Genomic DNA, 23,155 nt, shown 5'->3' on the forward strand with positions numbered 1-23,155 from the left:
GGGGCGGCCCGAGCCAAGGGCCGCCACGGGGCGACGGCTAGATCAGACCCCGCACCAGGATCCCGCCGATCAAGAGCGGCGCCACCAGTCGCCAGCACCAGAGCAGGCACAGACGCAGGGTCGGGGAGAGCCCCCCGGGCAGTATGGTCTCCCCCAGCCGCCAGCCAAGGAGCAGGGTCAGCACCAAACCGAACAGGGGCATCATCAGGTTGGAGGTGAGGTAGTCCAGCAGGTCGAAGATGGTCTTGCCAAACAGGGTGTAGTCGGCCCAGGGGCCGAACGACAGGCTGACCGGAATGCCGGAAGCCATGATCAGCAGGGTCAGTACCCGGCAGGCGCCACGGCGCGACCAGCCCCACTCCTCGCAGGTGAAGCGCACCAGGTGCTCCAGCATGGAGATGGAGGAGGAGAGCGCCGCCACCAGCAGCAGCAGGAAGAAGACCACCCCCAGCCCCTGGCCGAACGGCAGGTGGCTGAACACCGCGGGCATGGTCATGAAGGTGAGACCCGGGCCGGCGGTGGGGTCTATGCCGGTGGAGGCCAGCGCCGGGAAGATCATCAGCCCCGCCAGCACAGAGATGAAGCTCGCCAGGGTCACTACCCAGACCCCGGAGCGCAGCACCCCTTCGCTGCTCGGCAGGTAGGCGCCATAGGTGGTGTGTACCCCGAGCCCGATGGAGAGGGAGAAGAAGGCCAGCCCCAGGGCATCCAGCACGCTCTGGCCGGTCAGCATGGAGAAGTCCGGCAGCAGCAGCTGGCGCACGCCCGCCATGGCCCCCGGCATCGAGAGACCCACTCCCACCAGCAGCAGCATCATGATGAAGAGCGCCGGCATCATCCAGCGCAGCGCCCGCTCCACTCCCTTCTGGATGCCCCCCTGCACGAACCACCAGGTGAGCCCGGCGAAGACCAGATGGGTCAGCACAGGCCACCAGGGATGGCTGACATAGCCGTTGAACAGGGCGGTCAGCGCCGTGCCCTCGCCGAGGTTGAGCTTGCCCGCCACAGCCAGCGCCGCATAACCCACGGTCCAGCCCCCCACCACGCTGTAGAAGCTGTAGATGAAGAAGCCGCAGAGGATCCCCATGTAACCCATCCAGCGCCAGTTAGGCCCCACCAGCTTGTGGAAGGCGCCGAGCACCCCGCGCTGGCTGCGGCTGCCGAGCAGGGTCTCACCCACCAGCACCGCCACCCCCAGGGTGAAGCTGAACAGCAGAAACACCAGCAGGAAGGCGCCGCCGCCATTGGTGGCGGTCACATAGGGAAACTTCCAGATGGCGCCGAGGCCGATGGCCGTGCCGGCCGCCGCCAGCACATGACCGAGACGGGAAGACCACTGAACCTGGCTCATACAACCTCCGGGGAAGACAACATCGAATCGATACTCCATGGGTAAGTGCAACCTGGGTCGCAACGACCGGGTTGCAACAAAAAGGCCGCCCGGGGGCGACCTTTGCAATGAACATTCAGACTGAGTGCGCGTGCAGGGTCACCTCTCTTGCGAGCGGAAAAATCGACCAGTGAGGGCGATGAGGGGTGACATGCAGTGGGTAACCTGGACGCGAAAAAGGAGCCACAGCCTAAACCACGGCAAGAGAAGTTGACAGCCAATAGTCCATTTTTGCCCGCAAAACAGAATATTTATCAATTAAATGGCCGAGCGATAAATCAAAGTTTTGATAAACCGCCATTTCGTGGATTTTTCGAGGCAGTCAATCCTGCCGGCGAGGATCCTCTCTCGGTCCGGACAACGGGCAGGCCCGGGGGCCCACCCGCACGGCGGGAGGTTACAGCAGACCCCGCACCAGGATGCCACCGATAAGCAAGGGCGCCAGCCAGCGCCAGCAGCCCATCAGCAGGGTGCGCCAGTGCGGTGCCAGCCCGGCGGGCAGCGCCCGGCGACCGAGCTGCCAGCCCAGCAGCAGCGTCAGGGCCAGCCCGAACAGGGGCATCATCAGGTTGGAGGTGATGAAGTCCAGCAGCTCGAAGATGTTCTTGCCAAACAGGGTCACCTGCGCCCAGGGGCCGAACGACAGGCTGACCGGGATGCCTCCCGCCATCACCAGGGCTGTGATCAGGCTGCAAGCGGCCCGCCGCGACCAGCCCAGGCCCTCGCAGACGAAGCACTGCAGGTGCTCCAGCAGGGAGATGGCCGAGGAGAGCGCCGCCACCACCAGCAGGGCGAAGAAGACCACCCCTAGCCCCTGGCCGAAGGGCAGTTGCTGGAACACCGCCGGCATGGTCATGAAGGTGAGGCCGGGCCCCGAGGCGGGATCTATGCCGGTCGCCGCCAGCACCGGGAAGATCATCAAGCCCGCCAGCACGGCGATCAGGCTCGCCAGCAGCACCACCCAGAGGCTGGAGCGGCCCACCCCTTCGCTGGAGGGCAGGTAGGCGCCATAGGTGGTGTGGATGCCGAGCCCAATGGAGAGGGAGAAGAAGGCCAGCCCCATGGCGTCCAGCACCCCGGACATGCCGAGCTTGCTGAAGTCAGGCATCAGGAAGTGGCGCACCCCGGCCATGGCATTGGGCAGGGTGAGGCCGAAGGCCACCAGCAGCAGGATCATGATGAAGAGGGCCGGCATCATCCAGCGCAGGGTGCGCTCCACCCCCTTCTGCACCCCGCCCTGCACGAACCACCAGGTGAGGGCGGCGAACAGCAGGTGGGTCAGCACCGGCCAGAGCGGATCACCGACGTAGTCGTTGAAGCGGGCGGTCAGCGCGGCGCCGTCCCCCTGTTGCAACTCTCCCGCCAGCGCCATGCCGGTGTAGCCCAGGGTCCAGCCCCCCACCACGCTGTAGAAGCTGAAGATGAGCAGGCTGCACAGCAGGCCCATGGCGCCGACCCAGCGCCAGCGCTTGCCCATCAGTTCGTCGAAGGCCCCCACCACCCCGCGCCGGGTCAGGCTGCCGAGCAAGGTCTCCCCCATCAGCACCGCCACCCCCAGGGTGAAGCTGAACAGCAGGAACACCAGCAGGAAGGCGCCGCCACCGTTGGCGGCGGTCACATAGGGGAACTTCCAGATGGCGCCGAGACCGACCGCCGAACCTGCGGCGGCCAGGATGTAACCGAGCCGGGATGACCATTGGGACTGCTTCATGGGAACTCCAATCGAGGGGCCCGCCAGCGGGGCCCGGAATGGCGCTCAGAGTACGCCCGAGGGCGCGCAATCACTCGGCGTATATCCGATATAAAACTCAGTTTTTAGCATCATTAACCAATAAAATTCGGATAACCAACCAAACGTGCCACAAAATAAAAAACCGGAGCGGTTTGCTCCGGTTTGCTGTCTGATCGCGTCTGGCGGGATTAGATGACCCCCAGCTCCCGCAGCCGCTCCATCAGGTAGCTGTGGGCGGTGTGGCGCTCGGAGAGCACCACGTCCGGGCGCGGGTGCAGGAACAGCGGCAAGGAGATGCGGGACTTGGCGGCACTGCCGCCGGTCGGGTTGATGACCCTGTGGGTGGTGGAGGGGTAATAGCCACGGGAGGCCTCCTGCAGCATGTCACCTATGTTGATGATCAGGGTGCCAAAGTCGCAGGGCACGTCCATCCACTCCCCGTCCGAGCCCTTCACCTGCAGACCGGGCTCGCTCGCGGCGGGCAAAATGGTCAGCAGGTTGATGTCTTCATGGGCGGCGGCGCGGATGGCCCCCGGCTCCTCGGTGCCGTCGAACGGCGGATAGTGCAGCACCCGCAGCAGGGTCTTCTGGCTCTCTTCGATCATGGAGGAGAGCGGGCAGCTGTAGTGGGCGGCGATGTCCGCCGGGGTGTATTGCTCCACCCAGGAGAGCAGCTCGGCGGCGAGATCGTTGGCGAGGCGGTAGTACTCCATCGCCTGCGCCCTCAGCTCTTCCGGCATCTGGCCCCAGGGGTAGAGGTGAAAGTACTCCTTGATGTCCTTCTGGGTGTTGCCCTTGGCCACCTCGGACACCGAGGGCGGGAAGTAGCCGTCCTGGGTCTCGCGGTTGAACAGGAACGCCTGCTTCTGCTCGCTCATGAAGAAGCGATACCAGTTGTCATAGATGGACTGCACCAGCTCCTTCGGGATGGGGTGGTGGGTCAGCACCCCGAAGCCGGTGGTGCGCAGGGATTCGGTGAAGCGCTCGGCCGCGTCGGGGGAGCGATAATCGACGGTCAGGACTTTCATTGTTTTTTTGTTACATGCCAGTTAAAAGTAGGCGCAGTTTACCCTGCCTCCCCCGGCAAGAAAAGGTTGCCGGAAACCCGTTCACAACGGCTTGAAAATATTGATAAAAACATCATGATATCGGCCTGGTGCCGGGTGCTTGTCCCGGGCGGGCTTCCTCTTCTAGAATGCCCCACCATCATTGCTGTCGGAGCCCCTTCATGTCCCCCAAGATCCTGCTGTTGACCCTCCCCCTGCTGCTCGCCGGGTGCAGCTCCCTGTCGGAGGAGGAGTGCCGCGCCATGAGCTGGTACAACCAGGGTTATCAGGACGGGGAGCAGGGCAAGACCCGGACCGCCACCCGTGACTACAAGCAGACCTGCGGGGAGTACGGCCTCAGGGTGGACGAAGACGAGTGGCAGCGCGGCTACGCCAAGGGGCTGGAGCTCTACTGCATCCCGGAGCTCGCCTACAGCAAGGGGCGGGAGGGGAACGAATACCTGGGGGTCTGCCCCAACGACACCAGCTTCCTCACCCAGTTCGAGCGCGGCCGCAAGGAGTTCCTGCTGGAGCAGCGCCTCGGCGAGCTGCAACAGGAGCTGGAGCGCACCGAGCGGACCATCTATCAGCTGGATCAGCAGATCCGGGGCGAGAGCGACAGCAAGCAGCGGGACTACTACCGGGCCCAGCGCGAGCGCGCCATCCGCCACTACGAGGGGGTGCGCCGTGACTACAACCGGATCCGCTTCCCGGATCGGGTGATCCAGTTCTCCTTCGGGAGCTGACAAACAAGGGGCCGCGCCGGCCCCTTTCTGTTGCCCCTCAGGAGGGCAGGACCCAGCGCTGCAGCGCCAGCGCTATGCCGTCTTCGTTGTGATCCGCGGTGACCCTGTCCGCATGGGCCTGGATCTGGGGCGCCGCATTGCCCATGGCCACCGCCAGCCCCACCTGCTCGAACATGCTGATATCGTTGTTGTTGTCCCCAAAGGCCACCACGTTTTCCATCGCTATGCCCTCCCTCGCCGCCCACTGGGCCAGCCGGTTGCCCTTGCTGCAGCCGGGCTGCACCAGCTCCACCGCATAGGGCGCCGCCCAGTCCTGGGTGAAGGGCAGATGCTGCACCACCTCCCCCACGAAGCGGTGCAGCAGGCCGGGATCCTGATTGAACAGCTCCAGCTTCCAGATGGGCTTTTGCAGCCAGCTGTCGATATCCTCGGCGGGCAGCAGGGAGACCTTGAGGTGATCCGGCTGGTTCGCCGACCAGTGCCGCATCCGCCCCACATGCTCCTCGCAGCCGAGATAGCCGATGCCTTCGTCGAGGTGGAACAGGGCGCCCATCTGCTGGGCCTGCACCTCGGCGAGCAGGGCGGTGAGCGGCGCCACCGCCAGGGGATCCCCGACCTGGATCCGATCCTGCACCGGATCATAGAGATAGGCGCCGTTACTGCAGATGAGGGGGGTGTCGAGGGCCAGCTCGTGATGGAAGGGACGGGCCGTCATGAAGTGGCGGCCCGTCACCAGCAGCACCTTGATGCCGTGGGCCCGGGCCTGGGCCAGGGCGGCCCGGGTGGCGGACGAGATCTTGTGATCCCGGGTCAGCAGGGTACCGTCCATATCCAAAGCAATGGCCTGAAAACGACTCATATCACCTCCAAGAATGTCGAAACGAATGCGGCACCGTATAATCCCGCGTCCAACGCAATGGCTTGATAATGATTCATATCACCTCTCAGGACTGGGCATCGCGGGGCGCAAATGAAGGCCTGTGCAGGCTAGGTTCGCCGGGCGACGGAGTAAAAGGGGACAAAGAGTCATACCGTCCCAAACTCGGCGCCGGGATGCAAGCCCCGCCTGCCACCCCGGCGCCAATCTGTGATCCCCTCGCCCTTCGTCAGCCCGCCTCGGCGCAGGCGGCCACGGCGCTTCGTCTGTCCGCCCGTCTGCGCAACCCGTAGAAGCCGAGGGCGCAGATCACGCCGCAGAGCGCCGCCAGATAGAAGGGCCACTCTGTGCCTGCCAGCAGCGCCAGGCTGCCGAGCACCACCGCCAGGATCTCGCTGCCCACCGCCAGGCCGCGATAGATCCCCATCGCCTGCCCCTGCTGGCTGGCATGGCTGCGGTTGGAGATGGCCACCGAGGTGGCGAGCTCCCCCAGGCTCATGCCGATGCCGGCCGGAATGAAGGTGAGCGCCAGCCCCCACCACTGGGTCGGCAGGATGAACATCAGCATGCCCGCCGCCATCACCAGATGTCCGACGATGCCGAGGGAGCTGCCGCGCCAGTGGCGGGCCAACTGTTCCCCGAGCCAGGAACCCAGCATCATGGGCACGCTCACCAGCACGGCGGCCTGGGCCAGCTGCACCGGATCCCAGGAGAGCCGCTCCACCAGCCAGACGTTGAAGTAGGTGAAGTAGAGCTGTACGGCCCCGTAGCTGAGCAGGGTCAGCACGAAGTAGGGCAGGAGGCGGGGCTGCAACAGCAACTGACGGGTCGAGAGGGAGGCCAGCTCCTGCTCTGCCGGTACCGGCGGCCGGTTGGGCAACAGCCAGAGCACCAGCAACAGGTTGCCCGCCGTCATGGCCACCGCCAGCCAGGCTGCCAGGCTGTAATCCCCCGACACCACGGCCGCATAGCCCCCTATCATGGGGCCCAGCACCCAGCCCAGGTTCATGCCGATGTTGATGCGGGCAAAGTTGCGCGCCTTGGTTTTGGCCGTGCTCATGTCCGCCGCCATGGCCTGGACGATGGCGATGTCGCCGTTGAAGAAGCCCTCCACCACCCGGCTCAGCAGCAAGAGCGGCAAGGAGCGCCAGGCGATCCCCAGGGCCATCAGCACATAACCCGCCAGCACCCCGACCAGACAGAGGGTCAGCACCGGCTTGCGGCCATGGCGATCCGACAGCTTGCCCAGCCAGGGGGCCCCCAGCAGTTGAAACAGCGGATAGAGCCCCATGATGACCCCGAGCCACAGCTTGCGGCTCCAGTCAGACGCCTCGGGCGTCAACATGCCCTGGGCCGGATCCAGCATCAACGGCGCCAGCACCGGCGAGGGCAGGCTGAAGCCCGCCACCGCCAGGGTCACCGTCATCACCAATACCCAGAGGGTTGCCTGTCCCTTGATCCCTTCCATCTTCGCCTCATTAAATAAAGTTATTGGTTTATTTATACTGCGAAGGGAACGGCATTAAGTAAAGTGGATTATTGATTTAAATGAGACCGCTGCCCATAATGACCCTATCAACGCCAGTGCCGCCCTGGCTTTCCCGCAGCGAACGCCTGTCGATAACGAGATCCCCCATGAACGCCAGTACCGACAAGATCCTCTACCTGCTTAAGACTCACGGTCCCCAGAGTGCCGCCGCGCTGGGGGAGCAGCTGCAGATGACCTCCATGGGCGCCCGCCAGCATCTGACGGCGCTGGAGACCGACGGCTGGGTGGGCTTTAGCGACGAGGCGCGGGGCCGCGGTCGCCCGATACGGCTCTGGCACCTGACCGAGCAGGCCTGGCAGCGCTTCCCCGACACCCACAGCGAGCTGACCCTGCAGCTCATCGACGACGTGCAGCAGCTGTTTGGCGAGAGCGGCCTGGATCAACTGATCGCGCGGCGGGAGCAGCAGATGCTGAGCCGTTATCAGGCCAGGCTGACCCAGCCGGCACTGGCGGATCGGCTGACCGCGCTCAAGGAGCTGCGCAGCCGGGAGGGCTATATGGCGGACATGAGCCAGGAGGAGGATGGCAGCTGGCTATGGTGGGAGAGTCACTGCCCCATCTGCGCCGCGGCGCGGGCCTGCCGGGGCTTTTGCCGGAGCGAGCTGGCGCTGTTTCGCCAGTTGCTGGCACCGGCCGGGGTGGAGCGGGAGCAGTACCTGCTGGAGGGGGACAGGCGCTGCCTCTATCGCATCCGGCCGCCGCAGGCCTGAGGATGCCGGCGCGCAAAAACAACAAAGCAGGCGCCGGGATGCCTGCTTTGTTGCCTTCGGGGAGGGGATGCTCTCGTTCCAGCCCGTCGTTTCCCGATAAGGTCGGACGGCTGATGGGGTTGTTGACCCGGTAAGGTCCTTCACCACAGAGGCCTGGTCGGGCATCTGTCTTGCCACCGGAAGATGAAACCATGGTACTCCTGCCGGTGCGGTGAGTGGTTGTGAAGTAGTAGGTATTTTCAGTTGTTTTTGCAATAGTTCACCCTTAATCTAGGAAAAGTGAATCAGTAATTGCAACGAGGAACGGAGAATGCTGAAACTTGATCGCATAGACAGGCATATTCTGGAGTTGATGCAGGAGAATGGCCGCATCAGCAACCTGGAGCTGGCCGAACTGGTCGGGCTCTCCCCCTCCCCCTGCTCGCGCCGGGTCAAGGCGCTGGAGGATGCCGGTCTCATCGATACCCATGTCACCCTGCTCAACGCTCGCCAGCTGGGGCTCACCCTCACCGCCTACATTCACATCTCCATGGACAGGCACACCCCCGAGCGGTTCGAAAACTTCGATCGGGCGATCCAGGATCTGCCAGAGGTGCTCGAATGCGACCTCATCACCGGCAACGACGCCGACTACCAGCTCAAGGTGGTGGTGCGGGACATGGAGCACTACCAGCACTTCCTGCTGGACAAGCTGACCCACATCTCCGGGGTGACCGGGGTGCGCTCCAGCTTCGTGCTGCGCCGCATCAAGCACAAGACGGCGCTGCCCCTCAACCACCTGGGCTGACAGCCCGGCACCCGGGCTGAGGGCCAGAGGCGCAAAAAGCAAGAGGAGGCCCAGGCCTCCTCTTTGTATCTTGTGTCACCGGGAACTGACCGGATCAGACGCCGACCTGGCTGACGTCCTGCACCTGCAACAGCCAGCCGGCCTGCTCCTGCTGGGGTTCGCCGCTCAGTCGCAACCGCTCCCCCTCTGACACCCACTGCCCCTCGGGCAGGGAGACCAGCAGACTCTCGCTGCCGTTGTCGAACACCCAGCGATCTTCGCCGAGCGACTCAATCAGATAACCTTCCATCTCCACTCTGGACTCGGCTTGCCAGGACGGCGCAACGGAATCACGGCTCTCGATGAAATCCCCCTGAACACCAAAACTGGCCAGCCCCCACAGAATGGAGAGCCCGACGATGGATGACTGCATCTCTCTCTCCTCTCATGAAACTGTGGGGCCAGTATGGAAAGGGAAGCATGAGTGCACCATGAACAAGGCCGCAAAGTGCAGGCGAGATCGCGAAAAAAACCGGCCAAGGGGCCGGTTGTGTCATTTTATGGCGTCTGGATCACACTATTTGGCGGCTTCCTCTGCCATTCGAACCGCCCTTGGCTTATTCGTCCACATGGCCAGGCCGCGGTGATCCGCGCAGATCCCCTCCTCGCTGATGGCCCTGACCCGGACGCCATCCTTGCAGAGGGCCTGCCAGGCATCCGCATCATCGATCCGCAACTCGGACGGGGGCTGGGTGCCGCCGGCGCAGCCACCGAGCAGCAGAACAAGCAAGGGTAACCAGGGTTTCATCGGATGACTCCAGGCAAGGGGAAGAGGATTCAGCGCCCGAGCTGGGCCGCCACGCGATCGCAGAGTCGCTTGAGCTCGGCCAGCTCGGCATCGGCCAGATCCACCTGATTGCGCAAGTTGTCCGCCAGACAGCACTCCCTGACCCCCTGCTGCAGCTGGCGCCCCGCCTCGGTCAGGCGGATGCATTTTTGCCGCTCGTCTTCGCTGGAGACGGTGCGGGTCAGCCAGCCCTTGGTCTCCAGCCGCTTGACGATAGGGGTCAGGGTGCCCGCGTCCAGCCCTGTCTCCTGGCCAATCTCCTTGAGGCTGACCTCGTCCCGCGCCCAGAGCGACAGCATCACCAGGTACTGGGTGTAGGTGAGATCCAGCTTGTCCAGCAGCGGCCGATAGGCGCGCATCACCGCATTGGAGGCGCTGTAGAGGGCAAAACAGACCTGCTTTTTCAATTCACTCATGGGGCACCTCGCTGACGACTGGGGCCAGTATACCCCAGGACAACTGACGCCTGAATAATTTGCACACAAAACAGTTGTCCCCCCCTCTTTTCGGGATTAACCTGATTTTAGTTTGCACACAAATAGAATGCCCGAGCCGCCGCCTCCCCCTTGGCTGGCGCGGCGTCGACAGCCCCCTACCTCGCTGGAGAAAGACCATGACCCCGATCAGCCATCAGATCCAACTGCTGCGCCGCCCCACCGGCCTCCCCACCCCGGACGATTTCGCCCTCAGGGAAGTGCCCCTGCCCGCCCTGCAGGAGGGCGAGGTGCTGGTGACCAACCAGTGGCTGTCGGTGGACCCTTACATGCGCGGTCGCATGAGCGAGGCCAAGAGCTATGTGCCCCCCTTCCCCCTGAACGGCCCCCTCGACGGCGGCGCCATCGGCACCGTGCAGGCCTCCCGTCACCCCGACTTCCAGGTGGGTGACCAGGTGAGCAGCATGCTGGGCTGGCGGGATGCCTTCGTCGCCAAGGGGGAGCAGCTGACCCGGTTGCCCGCCACGGCGCTGCCCTCCCAGCTCTTCCTCGGCGCCCTCGGCATGCCGGGCATGACCGCCTGGGCGGGCTTGCACAAGGTCGCCCGCCTGCAGGCCGGTGAGACCCTGCTGGTCTCGGCCGCCTCCGGCGCGGTCGGCACCATGGCGGTGCAGCTCGCCAAGCGGGCCGGTGCCCGGGTGATCGGCTCCACCGGCTCCGCCGACAAGGTCGCCTACCTCGAGACGCTGGGCGCTGATGCGGTGATCAATTACAGGGAGACGCCGGATCTCGACGCCGAGCTGGCCCGCCTCGCCCCGGCAGGCATCCAGGTCTACTTCGAGAACGTGGGGGGCGCCATGCTGGACGCGGCCCTCAACCACATGGCGCTGCACGGGCGCATCGTCCTGTGCGGCCTCATCGAGCAGTACAACAGCAATGGCCAGGGGAGCGGCCCGCGCAACCTCTCCCAGATGATCCGCAAACGCCTCCTGATGCAGGGGCTGCTGGTCTCCGATCACTGGCAGCACTACGGGGAGTTCCTGGCCGAGGCCATCCCCGCCTTCGAGGCCGGCGCCCTCCAGGCCGAGGAGACCATCAGCGAGGGGCTGGCCAGCATGCCGCAGGCCTTTATCGGGCTGTTCGAGGGCCGCAACACCGGCAAGATGCTGGTCAGGCTGGGCTGACAAGCGGCCTGCCCTGGCCTTTATCGACGATGGGCACAGCTACGGCAAGAGGCCGATCTGGCTGGACTGACGGCCAGCCACGCACCGGGGAGCCTCATTCCCCGTTTCTACCATCTGCCTGGTAGATGCTATATCGCGATAGCCATCTGATTGGCAGATAGAGAAACGGCAAGATCCCGTGCCCTCGGGCTCCTCCAGCGGCGACTTGCGAAACGGGCCCATCCGTCCTAAGGTGGGCCCGTTTTTTATGGTGCCATGCCGGGTCGGCAGGGTGCCCTGCCCATCCCTGCCACGTCTTGTCCCGGCGTCGGTGGTCGATGCCCCTCGTCGCACAGCCACAGCAAGGAGCTCTTCTTATGTCCACTCCCTATCCCCGCGTCGGGGTCGGTGTCATCCTCGTCAACCATCAGGGCCAGGTGCTGCTCGGCAAGCGCAAGGGCAGCCACGCCCCCTACTGGTCCATCGCCGGCGGCCATCTGGAGCTTGGCGAGAGCTTCGAGTCGGCGGCGATCCGGGAGGTGGCCGAGGAGACAGGTTTTCTCATCACCAACCCCAGCGTCATCGCCGTCACCAACAACCTGGAAACCTGGCGCGAGAGCGGGCTGCACTACATCTCTGTCACCCTGCTGGCCGAGGTGGAAGGGGAGCCGCAACTGCTGGAGCCGGAGAAGTGCGAGGGCTGGGTCTGGTGCGATCCCCGCGCGCTGCCCGAGCCCCACTTCGATGCCAGCCGCCAGTCCATCGCCTGCTGGCTGGCGGGGCGCTGCTATCTGCCTCAGCCGACAGAATGACCATTCCCTGCCGGCTGGCCGATCGCTGCTACTTGTCACAACCAGGCCAGCCGACCTAATCCCCATCTCCTGCCAGCTGGCCGGGCGCTGCTACTTGCCACAACCAGGCCAGCCGACAGCGTGACCATCGCTTGCCAGCTGGCTGGTCGCTGTTACTTGCCACAACCAGGCCAGCCGACCTAATCCCCATCCCCTGCCGGCTCGCTCGCGGCTAATTGCCACAGCCACCCCAGCGCGAATTGTCATAAAAAAGTCATCGCTTTGTCATATCATCCCGCCCATCAACGATGACAACGGGGAGTGAGTGGTGGGACAGGTATTCCTTCAATTTCTGTGGCTCGGCTGCATCAGTTTCGGCGGGCCGGCCGCCCATATCGGCTACTTCCAGCGCACCTTCGTCCAGCGCCTGGGCTGGCTGAGCCAGGCCGAGTTTGCCCAGTTGCTGGCCCTGTGCCAGCTGTTGCCGGGCCCCGCCTCCAGCCAGCTCGGCTTCGCCATCGGCCGCCAGCGGGCGGGCCTTGGGGGCGCGCTCGCCGCCTTTGCCGGCTTCACCCTGCCCTCCTTCCTGCTGTTGCTGGCCGCCGCCATCGGCCTCGGGCAGCTCGGCAACAACCTCTGGCTGGATGCCGCCCTGCACGGCCTCAAGCTGCTGGCGCTGGTGGTGGTGGCCGATGCGGTGCTCACCATGAGCCGCCAGTTCTGCAAGACGGCGCTGCTACAGGGAGTCATGGTGGCGACCGCCGCCGCCCTCTGGTGGCAGCCTGGCCTGCTGACCCAGCTGGGCATGCTGCTGGGGGCGGCCCTGCTCTGCGCCTACCGTGAGCAGAGCGAGCCGGCGCAGGCCCCCTCAGAGGATCTGGCTCGCCAACCCCACTGGCCGACCCTGCTGCTGTTTGCCCTGTTGTTTGTCGGCCTGCCGCTGCTGGCCCAGGGCCCCGCCAGCCAGCTGGTCGCCGACTTCTATCGGGCGGGCAGCCTGGTGTTCGGCGGCGGTCACGTGGTGCTGCCCCTGTTGCAGGAGAGCGTCGGCCACAGCCTCAGCGAGCAGCAGTTCCTGACCGGCTACGGCCTGGCCCAGCTGGTGCCCGGCCCCATGTTCACCCTGGCCACCTACCTGGGCGCCCAGCTGCTGCCTGCCGCGCCACTGGCGGGCGCCCTGCTGGCAACGTTCGCACTATTTTTGCCGGGATTCTTGCTGCTCTGGGCCCTGGGTCCCTGCTGGCAGCGCTGGCTGGCCCACCCCAGGCTGGCGGGAGCCGTGGCCGGCATAAATGCCGCCGTGGTGGGGTTGCTGCTGGCCGCCCTCTATCAGCCGGTGTGGCAGAGCGCCGTGCTGGCCCCGACCGATCTGGCGCTGGCCGCCATCGGCTTCTATCTGCTGCGCGTCATCAGGCTGCCCATACTGGCGCTCGCCGCCCTGCTGGTGGGAGCCAGCCTGCTGCCGATCTGAGGGCCAACCAGGGCCCCATAAAAAAATGGCGCCTCCGCAAGCGGAGGCGCCATTTTTCATTTCCGACGCGCTCAGGCGTCTGTATCGGGCTCGAACTCCAGGCTCAGGCTGTTGACGCAGTAGCGCTGGCCTGTCTCGGTCGGCCCGTCCGGGAAGACGTGACCCAGGTGGGAGCCGCACTGGCTGCAGGTGATCTCCACCCTTGCCATGCCGTGGCTGCGATCCTCTGTGTAGGTCACGGTCCCCTCGATGGCCCGATCGAAGGAGGGCCAGCCGCAGCCGGAGTCAAACTTGGCATCCGCATGGAACAGTACGCTCTTGCAGCAGACGCAGAGGTAGTCGCCGCTCTTGCGATTGTGCAGCAGGGCGCCGCTGTAGGGGCGCTCTGTGCCCTTCTCCCAGCAAACGTGAAACTGCTCGGCACTCAACTTGCTGCGCCACTGCTCGGGATTGTTACCGCTCATATTGACCCCTTGCCAAAACATGACACTGCTCGGCTCTCAGTATTCAACTTGCTGCGCCACTGCTCGGGATTGTTGCCCTTCATACTGACTCCTTGCCTTTTATCACGGCGCCCAGCATACCCACTCGGACGCCCCGACTCTACCCCGCCAGCGGGAACTGTGATCCCGTTGGCAACACGGCGGCAACATCCGGCGTGGCGACCACCCCTTCCTTGGCCAGCGCCACCGCCGGCAGCGAAACCCGCTCCAGCAATTTGAGCGAGTGGGCGCGCCCCACCGCCACCTGCCGCTTGATGTCGTCAGGCAGGAAGGGCAGGCCGTCGTTGGTGGCCGTGTCTATGGTCTGGATCCACTCCAGCCCTTCTCCCGGCGGTGGCAGGCGGAACTGGATGTCGTAGTCGCTGGCGTTGAACAGCACGTACCAGCGCTCCCCGCCGCACGTCAGCATGCCGATGTCCATGGCGAACGCCTGCCCCATGGGGGCGTGCCAGTCCTGATCGGTGAGCTGATGGCCATCGGGGTGATACCAGTTGACCCTGTGGCAGCTGGTCGCCTTGCCATTCCACTCATCGTCGCTCAGTTGCAGGTTGGCGAACACCCCGGACTCCGCCCGCAGCGCCATCATCTGGCGGGTGAAGGCGAGCAGCCGTTCATCTTCGGGGCGCAACTGCCAGTTGACCCAGCTTATCTGGTTGTCCTGGCAATAGGCGTTGTTGTTGCCGAGCTGGCTGCGGCCCATCTCGTCCCCGGCCAGGAAGTGCGGCGTGCCCTGGGAGAGCAGCAGGGTGGCGATCAGGTTGCGCTTCTGCTGCTGGCGCAGGTTGTTCACCCTGGGGTCCAGGGTCGGCCCCTCCACCCCGTGGTTGTAGGAGAGGTTGTTGCCGTGGCCGTCTCTGTTGTCTTCGCCGTTGGCCTGGTTGTGGCGCTGGTTGTAGGAGACCAGATCCTCCAGGGTGAAGCCGTCGTGATAGCAGAGGTAGTTGACGCTGGTGTGGGGGGAGCGCCAGTTCTTCGGGAAGAGATCCCGCGACCCCGCCAGCCGGGTGGCGAAGTCCCCCATCTTGCCCGCGTCGCCGCGCCAGAAGGCGCGTACCGTGTCGCGATAGCGGTCGTTGATCTCCAGCCACTGGCTCGGGAACTGACCGAGACGATAACCGAAGGGGCCTATGTCCCAGGGCTCGGCGATGAGCCTGACCCGCGCCAGCACGGGATCCGCCAGCAGGGCCTTGAAGAAGGCGCTCATGGGATCGAACTCCCCCGCCTCCCGCGCCAGGGTGACCGCCAGATCGAAGCGGAAACCGTCCACCTGCATCTCGGTGACCCAGTAGCGCAGGGCGTCGAGCACCAGGCGCAGGCTGTTGGGGTGATCCAGGTTGACGCTGTTGCCGCAGCCGGTGACGTTGGCGTGGCGCTGGTAGTCAGGGCCGTGGGCCCCGGATTCGAAGGCGTAGTAGCCGGCGTTGTCGAACCCCTTGAGGGAGAGCATGGGGCCGTCGGCACCGGACTCTGCGGTGTGGTTGTAGACCACGTCCAGTATCACCTCGAGCCCGACCCGGTGCAGCTCGCGCACCATGGTCTTGAACTCGGTCACCGCCTCCCCCGCCCCATAGCGCGGCTCGGGGGCGAAGAAGGCGATGGGGTTGTAGCCCCAGTAGTTGGTCAGCCCAAGCTGCTCGAGCCTGGGCTCCGACATGAAGGCGGCCACCGGCATCAGCTGCACCGAGGTGACCCCGAGAGAGAGCAGGTGCTCGATCATCAGCGGATGGCTGATGCCGAGGTAGGTGCCCCGCAGTGCCTCGGGCACCCCGGGGTGCTGACGGGTGAAGCCCTTGACGTGGGTCTCGTAGAGCACCACCCGCTCGGGGGGGATGGCGGGCTTGCCGACGCCCTGCCAGTCGAAGGCGTCGTCCACCACCACCGACTTGGCCACCATGGCCGCACTGTCCCCCTGATAGAGGTCGTCATCCCAACGGGTCGCCCGGCTGAGCGCCCTGGCATAGGGGTCGATCAGCAGCTTGTCCGGGTCGAACAGCATCCCCTCCTGGGGCGTGCCATGGACCCGGTAGCCGTAACGCTGACCGGCCCGCACCCCGCGCACATAGCCGAATCTGTATTGGCCGCGCCGACCGGGCAGGGCCAGCCGGACCAGCTCCTGCTCCTGTTCGTCGAACAGGCAGAGCTCCACCTTGTCCGATTGGGGGGCCCAGACGCAGAAGTGGCAGCCTGCCTCGTCGAGCCGGGCTCCCAGCGGGTAGTCCACCCCATTTTCCATTACAAACATCAGGACTCCTGTTTGATGAACAAGGTCGCGAGCGGCGGCAAGTCCAGCACTATGCTGTGCGCCATCCCCTGCCAGGGGGTCGGCTCGGCGACTAGGGTCAAACCCACATCATAGTTGCTGCCCCAGTAATGCTCACTGTCGGTGTTGAGCACCACGGCATAGCGGCCTGCCGCCGGCACCCCGAGGCGATAGGCGAGGCGCGGCACCGGGGTGAAGTTGGAGGCGATCACCACAGGATTGGCCCCCTGCCTGTCGGCCCGCAGCCAGGCGAAGATGCTGTTGTCGGCGTCGTTGTGATCCAGCCAGCGGAAGCCGCTCTGCTCATAATCCGCCTGATACAAGGCAGCTTCATGACGATAGAGCCGGTTGAGATCCCGGATCAGCCGCTGCTGGCCGCCGTGCTTGGGGAATTGCAGCAGGTGCCAGGGCAGCTGGGCATCGTGATTCCACTCGTTGCTCTGGGCGATTTCGGTGCCCATGAAGTTGAGCTTCTTGCCCGGATGGCCATACATGAAGCCCATGTAGGCCCGCAGGTTCGCGGCCTGCTGCCACTCGTCACCGGGCATCTTGTAGAGCAGGGAGTGCTTGCCGTGCACCACCTCGTCGTGGGACAGGGCCAGGATGAAGTTCTCGTCATAGTGATAGACCATGGAGAAGGTCATCTCGTTATGGTGATAACGGCGGTGGATAGGCTCCTTCTGCATGTAGCTCAGGGTGTCGTGCATCCAGCCCATATTCCACTTGAAGCCAAACCCGAGGCCACCGAGGAAGGTGGGTCTGGAGACACCGGCAAAGGCGGTGGACTCCTCGGCTATGGTCATGGCGTGGGGATACTTGCCGTAGACCTCCTCGTTGGTCCACTTGAGCAGGCTGATCGCCTCGTAGTTGTGGTTGCCCCCGTCGACGTTCGGCACCCACTCACCGGCGTTGCGGGAATAGTCCAGATAGAGCATGGAGGCCACCGCATCCACCCGCAGGCCGTCGATGTGGAACTTGTCGAGCCAGAACAGGGCGCTCGCCACCAGGAACTGGCGCACGTTGTTGCGGCCGAAATCGTAGATGTAGGAGTTCCAGTCCGGGTGCCAGCCACGACGCGGATCCTCGTACTCGTAGAGCGGGGTGCCGTCGAAGCGGGCGAGGCCATGGGCATCCGCCGGGAAGTGCGCCGGCACCCAGTCGAGGATGACGCCTATGCCGGCCTGGTGGCAGGCGTCGACGAAATGCTTGAAGTCATCGGCACTGCCATAGCGACTGGTGGGGGAGAACATGCCCACCGGCTGGTAGCCCCAGGAGCCGCTGAAGGGGTGCTCGGAGACCGGCATCAGCTCGATGTGGGTGTACCCCATCTCGGTGACGTAGTTGACCAGCTCCACCGCCAGCTCGCGCCAGTTCAGGCTGTCGCCGTTGGGGTGACGCTTCCAGGAGCCCACGTGCAGCTCGTAGATGGAGAGCGGCTGCTCCCGCTTGTCGTTGCGCTGGCTCTCGCGCCAGGCGGCATCCTGCCACTGGTACTGCTCGTGGTCGTGGATGACGGAGGCGAACGACGGATACTGCTCGCAGTAGAAACCCACCGGGTCGCTCTTGTGGGGCAGGCGGTTGCCCATGGGGTCTTTGAGCTCGAACTTGTAGCGATCCCCGGCCTTGAGGCCAGGCACGAACAGCACCCAGTGACCGCACTGGCTGCGCTGCATGGGGTGGCGACGGCCATCCCAGAAGTTGAAATCGCCGATCAGGCTCACCGCCGTGGCGCTCGGCGCATAGACGGCGAAGCGCACCCCTGCCACCCGCTGGCCGAGATGCTCCACGGTGCGCAGCTGGGCACCCAGGGTGTGGTAGAGGTTTTCCGGCTGGAAGCTCAGCTCGGCCAGACCTTCCCAGGCGGCAGCCTGGAACTGGTAAGGGTCAATGGATTCGGCACTGGCATCGGGGTAGCTGGCGATCAGCTGATAGGGGAAGGGATTCTTGCGGCGAGTGAAAACAGTTTCAAAAAGGCCCGCTTCGTCGGCGGAGGTCAGGGTGGCAACTATCTTGCCTGACTTGAGGTCCCTGACCCGGACCTCGAGCGCATCGGGCAACCAGGCCGTCAGTTTCAGGCCTGGCCCATCCGGATTGGCCAGCAGGCCTAGATGGGAGAAGGGATCGGCACAGCGGGCGGCAACCAAACGTTCAACGGGCATCGACATTTCCTTTCATGGCTGAACATCCGCTCCGGCCTGGGCCGAAGCGGATGAAAGTGAGTCACATGTTGACAGCAGGGGCTCAACGACTGGCCTCGTCACGGGCCTGGCTCATCTTGCCCGCCAGCGCCTTGAGCGCCTCATCGGCAAAAATATCTTCCAGATCCTTTGAAAGCTTGCGACGCCAGTTCGGGTATTCGTAACTGGTGCCCGGCACGTTGACCGGCTTGTCCATCTCCAGCCAGTCTTCCAGCTGGGTGCTGAACAGGGCACAGCTGCCGCGGGACATGTGCAGTTGCAGGCCATGGTTGAGTTCGGTGTTCATCCCGACCCAGTTCACGTCATGGCTGATGTTGCCAGAGATGACCCCATGGGCATGCAGGCTGTCAAGGATCCGCTGCTTGGCCTGGTGGCGATCAGCATACAGGGTCTTGAGTACCTCTTCATCCGGGTACAGGCCCAGCTCGCGACCCAGCGCCAGATCATCGCAATGCCAGAAGCCCTTCAGGGTCGGCATGTCGTGGGTGGTCAGGGCCGACATCGCCTGCTCGGTGTAGTGGGCCGGGGAGATGAAGCCGCCGTCGTCCTTGGAGCGCTCGAAGAAGAACACCTTGTAGGAGTGGACTCCGTTCTCTTTGAGGGTCACGTCTATGCCTTCCGGCACAGTGCCGAGATCCTCGCCGATCAGCAGGCACTGGTTGCGGTGGGACTCGAGGGCAAGTATCCCCAGCAGATCGTTGACCGGATAGTAGATGTAGGCGCCCTTGGCGGCGGACGCTCCGGGCGGAACCCACCACAGCCGCAGCAAGGCCATCACGTGATCGATGCGCAGCGCACCGCAGGCACGCATGTTGGCGCGGAACAGATCCACCATGGGCTGATAGGCCGCCTCGAACAGCTGGTTCGGGTTCATGGGGGGCAGGCCCCAGTTCTGGCCGAGGGGGCCCAGGATGTCGGGGGGAGCACCGACCGAGGCTTTCGGGCAGTAGAGATCCCGGTTGGCCCAGATCTCGGTGGAGCCTTCGGAGACGCCCACCGCCAGATCCCGGTAGATCCCCATTACCATGCCGGCCGCCTTGGCGCGGGCATCGGCCTGTGCCAGCTGCTCATCGGCCAGGAACTGCAGATAGAGATAGAAATTCACATCCTGGCGGTGCTCCTTCATCCAGGCCGCCACTTCCGGGTTGTGGTAATCGCGGAAGGCATCCGGCCAGACCGGCCAGCCCCAGGCGTTCTCACCCTTGCCATAGAAGTGGGCCTGCAGGGCATCGAAGGCGGCCTGCTGTTGCAGGCTGTCGCCACCGGCGGCCACGAAGGCATCGAACGCAGCCTGACGCTCGGCGCCGAGCCTGGCCTCATCGAACACCTGACGCAGCATGCCGATCTTGGTCTCGATGACGCCGGTGTAATCCACGTTCTCCTTGGCCCGCAGGGAGGCCAGATGCTGCTGGAAGGCCGTGCTTGCCACATCGGCCTTGAGCCGCTCGTTGGCGATAAACTCGGGCACGGCTTCCACGTTGATGTAGGCCACGTTGAGCCAGCGACGGGAAGAGGGGCTGTAGGGGCTGGCACTCTCGGGGTTGGCCGGATAGAGGGCGTGGATGGGGTTCAGCCCCACGAAGTGGGCGCCCCAGGCGGCGGCCTTCTCGACCAGCTGGCCGAGGTCGCTGAAATCACCTATGCCCCAGTTGTGGCGGCTGCGCAGGCAGTAGAGCTGCACGCTCGGGCCCCACACCTTGCGGCCGTTGGCAATCGGCGCCTGCTTGTAGCAGGACTTGGGGGCGACGATGAGGCGCATGGTGGCGAGCGGCTCGTCGTTGCCCTCTTCCAGCAGCACCAGCTGGTGATAGCCAAGCTCCGGCTGCACATCCAGCGCGACCCTGTAGGCCTGGCACTCCATCTCTTCGAATTCGGCGACGCCGACCAGTTCCCCTTCGATGGGGGTCAGCTGGCCGGACAACAGGGCCCCCTGCTCCAGCACTATCTGCCAGTGGAGGGCGTCGTTGACGAACTCGATGGGCAGACGAACCTCGAGGCTGACGGGATCGCCACTGCGCACTACCATCACGGGATCCAGAGGCCGCAACCAGTGCTGACGGTGCTCCTGCTCCAGCTGCGCGGTCAGGGCGGCCTCGTCGTCGACGCGGTAGCCCATGGCGCCCAGCATGGCGGCCTTGCTCTCTTCGGATACCTGGGCCGGGTGGCCCCAGGCATCAACATACTCACTGGCGATACCTTTGGCGGCAGCCAGCTGTTCAATCAGGGTGGTCATAGTTTGAGAATTCCCGCTGTGGATTCTATCTACACTATTTGTGATTAATTTTTATGGGTGGTACTTGAACAGTGGCTCTTTGGCCATGCTAAACCGCGCACATTTTTACATATCTCCCCGGCCGGATGTGTGACCGGACAGGCACTATTGTTGATCTCTGCGACCGGATCCGCTGATGATGCATTCGACAAAAGTTGGTAGCCAGTTACATAAAACGAAAATAAATTTCACAGTTTTTCATGATATAGCGCAATTTCGCGCAGATTGTTGGTTGACTCACCGGTGAGTTCTAGTAAATTTACAAACGGAATTTTCTTTGACTACTGAACAGTTAGGTAACCAATTATGACTATCAAAGTAGGTATTAACGGTTTTGGCCGTATCGGTCGTTTCGTTTTCCGTCTGGCCGCTGAGCGTGCTGACATCGAAGTGGTTGGTATCAACGATCTGATCGACGTTGACTACATGGCTTACATGCTGAAGTACGACTCCACCCACGGCCGCTTCAAGGGCACCGTTGAAGTCAAAGACGGCAACCTGGTTGTCAACGGCAAAACCGTACGTGTTACCGCTGAACGTGACCCGGCAAACCTGAAATGGGATGCCATCGGTGTTGACGTTGTTGCCGAAGCTACCGGTCTGTTCCTGACCGACGAGACCGCTCGCAAGCACATCGCTGCCGGTGCCAAGAAAGTCGTACTGACCGGTCCGTCCAAAGACGCCACCCCGATGTTCGTCATGGGCGTTAACCAGAACTCCTACGCTGGCCAGGACATCGTTTCCAACGCTTCCTGCACCACCAACTGCCTGGCCCCCATCGCCAAGGTTCTGAACGATACCTTCGGTATCGAATCCGGCCTGATGACCACTGTCCACGCTACCACTGCTACCCAGAAGACCGTTGATGGTCCGTCTGCCAAAGACTGGCGCGGTGGCCGCGGTGCGGCTCAGAACATCATCCCGTCCTCCACCGGTGCTGCCAAGGCTGTTGGCGTGGTCATCCCGGAACTGAACGGCAAGCTGACCGGCATGGCCTTCCGCGTTCCGACTCCGGACGTGTCCGTCGTTGACCTGACCGTCAACCTGAAAAAAGAAGCTTCCTACGCTGAAATCTGCCAGGCCATGAAGGCTGCCTCCGAAGGCGCCATGAAGGGCGTACTGGGCTACACCGAAGACGAAGTGGTTTCCACCGACTTCCTGGGTGAGCGTCAGACTTCCGTGTTCGATGCCAAGGCTGGTATCCAGCTGAACAAGACCTTCGTGAAAGTCGTCTCCTGGTACGACAACGAAATGGGCTACTCCAGCAAGGTTCTGGACCTGATCGCTCACATCTCCAAGTAATTTGGGATGCGCAATCGCGTAGCTTGAAAAAAGGCGGCCATTGGCCGCCTTTTTGTATTCTGAATCACGGACCCTTTCTGAATGTGCCCGAACACAGGAGTCTTCATGCAACCGACACGTACTCTGACTGCCCACTGCACCCTTAGCCACCCAGCGGATGGCCAGCCTCTGCTGAGCATCGACAACCAGCATGCCAAGGCGGAGATCAGCCTGTTTGGCGCCCATGTGCTGAGCTACCAGCGCCACGGCGAACCCGCCTCTATCTGGCTCAGCGACAAGGCCGTGCTGGATGGCAGCAAGCCGATCCGGGGCGGTATCCCTCTGTGCTGGCCCTGGTTCGGCCCCTCCCCCGCTCGCGTCGGCAGCGGAAAGCCCGCCCATGGCTTCGCCCGCACCAGCCTGTGGACCCTGGATGGCGTCTCCGATCACGGGGATGGCACCCTAGTCCATCTCTCTCTGCGTGACACCGACACCAGCCGTGCCCTCTGGCCCCACGCCTTCGAGCTGGAGCTGGATGTGCTGGTGGGCAAGGAGCTCTCCCTGGTGCTGACCACCCGCAACACCGGCAAGACGCCCCTCACCTACAACGCGGCCCTGCACACCTATCTGCAGATAAGCCGCCCGGAGGCCGTTCAAGTGACCGGCCTCGGCGAGCCTTACCATGACAAGCTGACCGGCCGGGATGCGCAGCAACAGGGGGCGCTGACGCTCTCTGCCGCCATGGATCGCATCTACCGCCAGCCCGACGCCATGGTCAGCCTGCAGGATGGGGATCGCACCACTAAAGTGGTGAGCGGCAACCATGACAGCGTGGTGGTCTGGAATCCCTGGGCTGAGGGCGCCGCGGCCATGGCCGACATGAGCGACGACGGCTACCGCACCATGCTCTGTGTCGAGGCGGCCATCACCGCCGACGCCGGCATCACTGTTGTACCGGACGAGGAGCACAGCTTCTCTACCGTGATCATCTGAAGCCTGGCCGGGCGATGACGGCTATCACTCCAACCTCTGTGTCGAGGCAGCCATCACCGCCGACGCCGGCATCACTGTTGTACCGGACGAGGAGCACAGCTTCTCTACCGTGATCATCTGAAGCCT

The 23,155-nt window shown here is 64.0% G+C and carries 20 protein-coding genes; 8 read left to right on the top strand and 12 right to left on the bottom strand.

Annotated features, from left to right (window positions below):
- Positions 1-37: 37 nt before the first annotated feature.
- From HB860_RS20905 to HB860_RS20915, 3 genes are all read right to left on the bottom strand, one after another.
- Entirely contained in the window at positions 38-1,351 is a 1,314-nt protein-coding gene (locus tag HB860_RS20905; protein ID WP_247627839.1) for a sodium-dependent transporter, read from the bottom strand.
- 436 nt (positions 1,352-1,787) lie between these two features.
- Positions 1,788-3,101, bottom strand: coding sequence for a sodium-dependent transporter (locus HB860_RS20910; RefSeq protein ID WP_247627840.1), 1,314 nt, complete (start codon positions 3,099-3,101; stop codon positions 1,788-1,790).
- A gap of 209 nt (positions 3,102-3,310) precedes the next feature.
- The gene (locus tag HB860_RS20915) at positions 3,311-4,150 is read right to left on the bottom strand and encodes an isopenicillin N synthase family dioxygenase (protein WP_043128396.1); all 840 of its coding nucleotides are present in this window, start codon (positions 4,148-4,150) and stop codon (positions 3,311-3,313) included.
- A gap of 200 nt (positions 4,151-4,350) precedes the next feature.
- Between HB860_RS20915 and HB860_RS20920 the strand changes: the two genes are divergently transcribed.
- Complete coding sequence (locus HB860_RS20920; RefSeq protein ID WP_106884903.1) at positions 4,351-4,914, top strand: DUF2799 domain-containing protein; 564 nt, start codon at positions 4,351-4,353, stop codon at positions 4,912-4,914.
- 37 nt (positions 4,915-4,951) lie between these two features.
- Here the strand turns inward: HB860_RS20920 and HB860_RS20925 are convergent, their stop codons facing one another.
- Both HB860_RS20925 and HB860_RS20930 read right to left on the bottom strand, forming a co-directional pair.
- A complete protein-coding gene (locus tag HB860_RS20925) occupies positions 4,952-5,773 on the bottom strand; it encodes a Cof-type HAD-IIB family hydrolase (RefSeq protein WP_139439107.1) in 822 nt (273 codons plus the stop codon).
- 247 nt (positions 5,774-6,020) lie between these two features.
- Positions 6,021-7,259, bottom strand: a complete 1,239-nt coding sequence (locus tag HB860_RS20930; RefSeq protein ID WP_247627841.1) for an MFS transporter — start codon at positions 7,257-7,259, stop codon at positions 6,021-6,023.
- A 167-nt stretch (positions 7,260-7,426) separates the two neighbouring features.
- Between HB860_RS20930 and HB860_RS20935 the strand changes: the two genes are divergently transcribed.
- A complete protein-coding gene (locus tag HB860_RS20935) occupies positions 7,427-8,050 on the top strand; it encodes a helix-turn-helix transcriptional regulator (RefSeq protein WP_247627842.1) in 624 nt (207 codons plus the stop codon).
- Between the two features lie 310 nt (positions 8,051-8,360).
- The gene (locus tag HB860_RS20940) at positions 8,361-8,837 is read left to right on the top strand and encodes an Lrp/AsnC family transcriptional regulator (protein WP_025325819.1); all 477 of its coding nucleotides are present in this window, start codon (positions 8,361-8,363) and stop codon (positions 8,835-8,837) included.
- 94 nt (positions 8,838-8,931) lie between these two features.
- On the opposite strand, the gene HB860_RS20945 is transcribed toward HB860_RS20940, so the two are convergent.
- The 3 genes from HB860_RS20945 to HB860_RS20955 all read right to left on the bottom strand — a co-directional run bounded on the left by HB860_RS20945 (position 8,932) and on the right by HB860_RS20955 (position 10,079).
- Entirely contained in the window at positions 8,932-9,249 is a 318-nt protein-coding gene (locus tag HB860_RS20945; RefSeq protein WP_005324594.1) for a hypothetical protein, read from the bottom strand.
- 144 nt (positions 9,250-9,393) lie between these two features.
- Positions 9,394-9,624: a hypothetical protein gene (locus HB860_RS20950; protein WP_247627843.1), complete on the bottom strand. Its 231-nt coding sequence runs from the start codon at positions 9,622-9,624 to the stop codon at positions 9,394-9,396.
- Positions 9,625-9,653: 29 nt separating this feature from the next.
- Complete coding sequence (locus HB860_RS20955; protein ID WP_247627844.1) at positions 9,654-10,079, bottom strand: MarR family winged helix-turn-helix transcriptional regulator; 426 nt, start codon at positions 10,077-10,079, stop codon at positions 9,654-9,656.
- Between the two features lie 197 nt (positions 10,080-10,276).
- On the opposite strand from HB860_RS20955, the gene HB860_RS20960 reads away from it, so the two are divergent.
- The 3 genes from HB860_RS20960 to chrA all read left to right on the top strand — a co-directional run bounded on the left by HB860_RS20960 (position 10,277) and on the right by chrA (position 13,522).
- Positions 10,277-11,281 (top strand): NADP-dependent oxidoreductase, encoded by a 1,005-nt coding sequence (locus HB860_RS20960; RefSeq protein WP_247627845.1) that lies wholly within the window; start codon positions 10,277-10,279, stop codon positions 11,279-11,281.
- Positions 11,282-11,637: 356 nt separating this feature from the next.
- The gene (locus HB860_RS20965; RefSeq protein WP_247627846.1) at positions 11,638-12,072 is read left to right on the top strand and encodes a nucleotide triphosphate diphosphatase NUDT15; all 435 of its coding nucleotides are present in this window, start codon (positions 11,638-11,640) and stop codon (positions 12,070-12,072) included.
- A gap of 307 nt (positions 12,073-12,379) precedes the next feature.
- Positions 12,380-13,522, top strand: a complete 1,143-nt coding sequence (gene chrA, locus HB860_RS20970; protein WP_247627847.1) for a chromate efflux transporter — start codon at positions 12,380-12,382, stop codon at positions 13,520-13,522.
- A gap of 71 nt (positions 13,523-13,593) precedes the next feature.
- Here chrA and msrB read toward each other — a convergent pair whose 3' ends face one another.
- The 4 genes from msrB to malQ all read right to left on the bottom strand — a co-directional run bounded on the left by msrB (position 13,594) and on the right by malQ (position 20,716).
- On the bottom strand, positions 13,594-13,986 hold the full coding sequence (gene msrB / locus HB860_RS20975; RefSeq protein ID WP_202047849.1) for a peptide-methionine (R)-S-oxide reductase MsrB: 393 nt from the start codon (positions 13,984-13,986) through the stop codon (positions 13,594-13,596).
- Between the two features lie 139 nt (positions 13,987-14,125).
- Positions 14,126-16,267 carry a glycogen debranching protein GlgX gene (gene glgX, locus HB860_RS20980; RefSeq protein WP_247627848.1) on the bottom strand — a complete coding sequence of 714 codons (2,142 nt, stop codon included), beginning with the start codon at positions 16,265-16,267 and terminating at the stop codon, positions 14,126-14,128.
- Positions 16,267-18,444: a 1,4-alpha-glucan branching protein GlgB gene (glgB, locus tag HB860_RS20985; protein WP_247627849.1), complete on the bottom strand. Its 2,178-nt coding sequence runs from the start codon at positions 18,442-18,444 to the stop codon at positions 16,267-16,269. The genes glgX and glgB overlap by 1 nt, the downstream gene beginning before the upstream one ends.
- Before the next feature lie 82 nt (positions 18,445-18,526).
- The gene (gene malQ / locus HB860_RS20990) at positions 18,527-20,716 is read right to left on the bottom strand and encodes a 4-alpha-glucanotransferase (RefSeq protein ID WP_247627850.1); all 2,190 of its coding nucleotides are present in this window, start codon (positions 20,714-20,716) and stop codon (positions 18,527-18,529) included.
- 345 nt (positions 20,717-21,061) lie between these two features.
- Here malQ and gap point away from each other — a divergent pair, with 345 nt between their 5' ends.
- Positions 21,062-22,057 carry a type I glyceraldehyde-3-phosphate dehydrogenase gene (gene gap / locus HB860_RS20995; protein ID WP_139439088.1) on the top strand — a complete coding sequence of 332 codons (996 nt, stop codon included), beginning with the start codon at positions 21,062-21,064 and terminating at the stop codon, positions 22,055-22,057.
- A gap of 105 nt (positions 22,058-22,162) precedes the next feature.
- A complete protein-coding gene (locus HB860_RS21000) occupies positions 22,163-23,029 on the top strand; it encodes a D-hexose-6-phosphate mutarotase (RefSeq protein WP_247627851.1) in 867 nt (288 codons plus the stop codon).
- Positions 23,030-23,155 lie beyond the last annotated feature (126 nt).

It is taken from the genome of Aeromonas genomosp. paramedia (genome assembly GCF_023093515.1).
Lineage (GTDB): Bacteria > Pseudomonadota > Gammaproteobacteria > Enterobacterales > Aeromonadaceae > Aeromonas.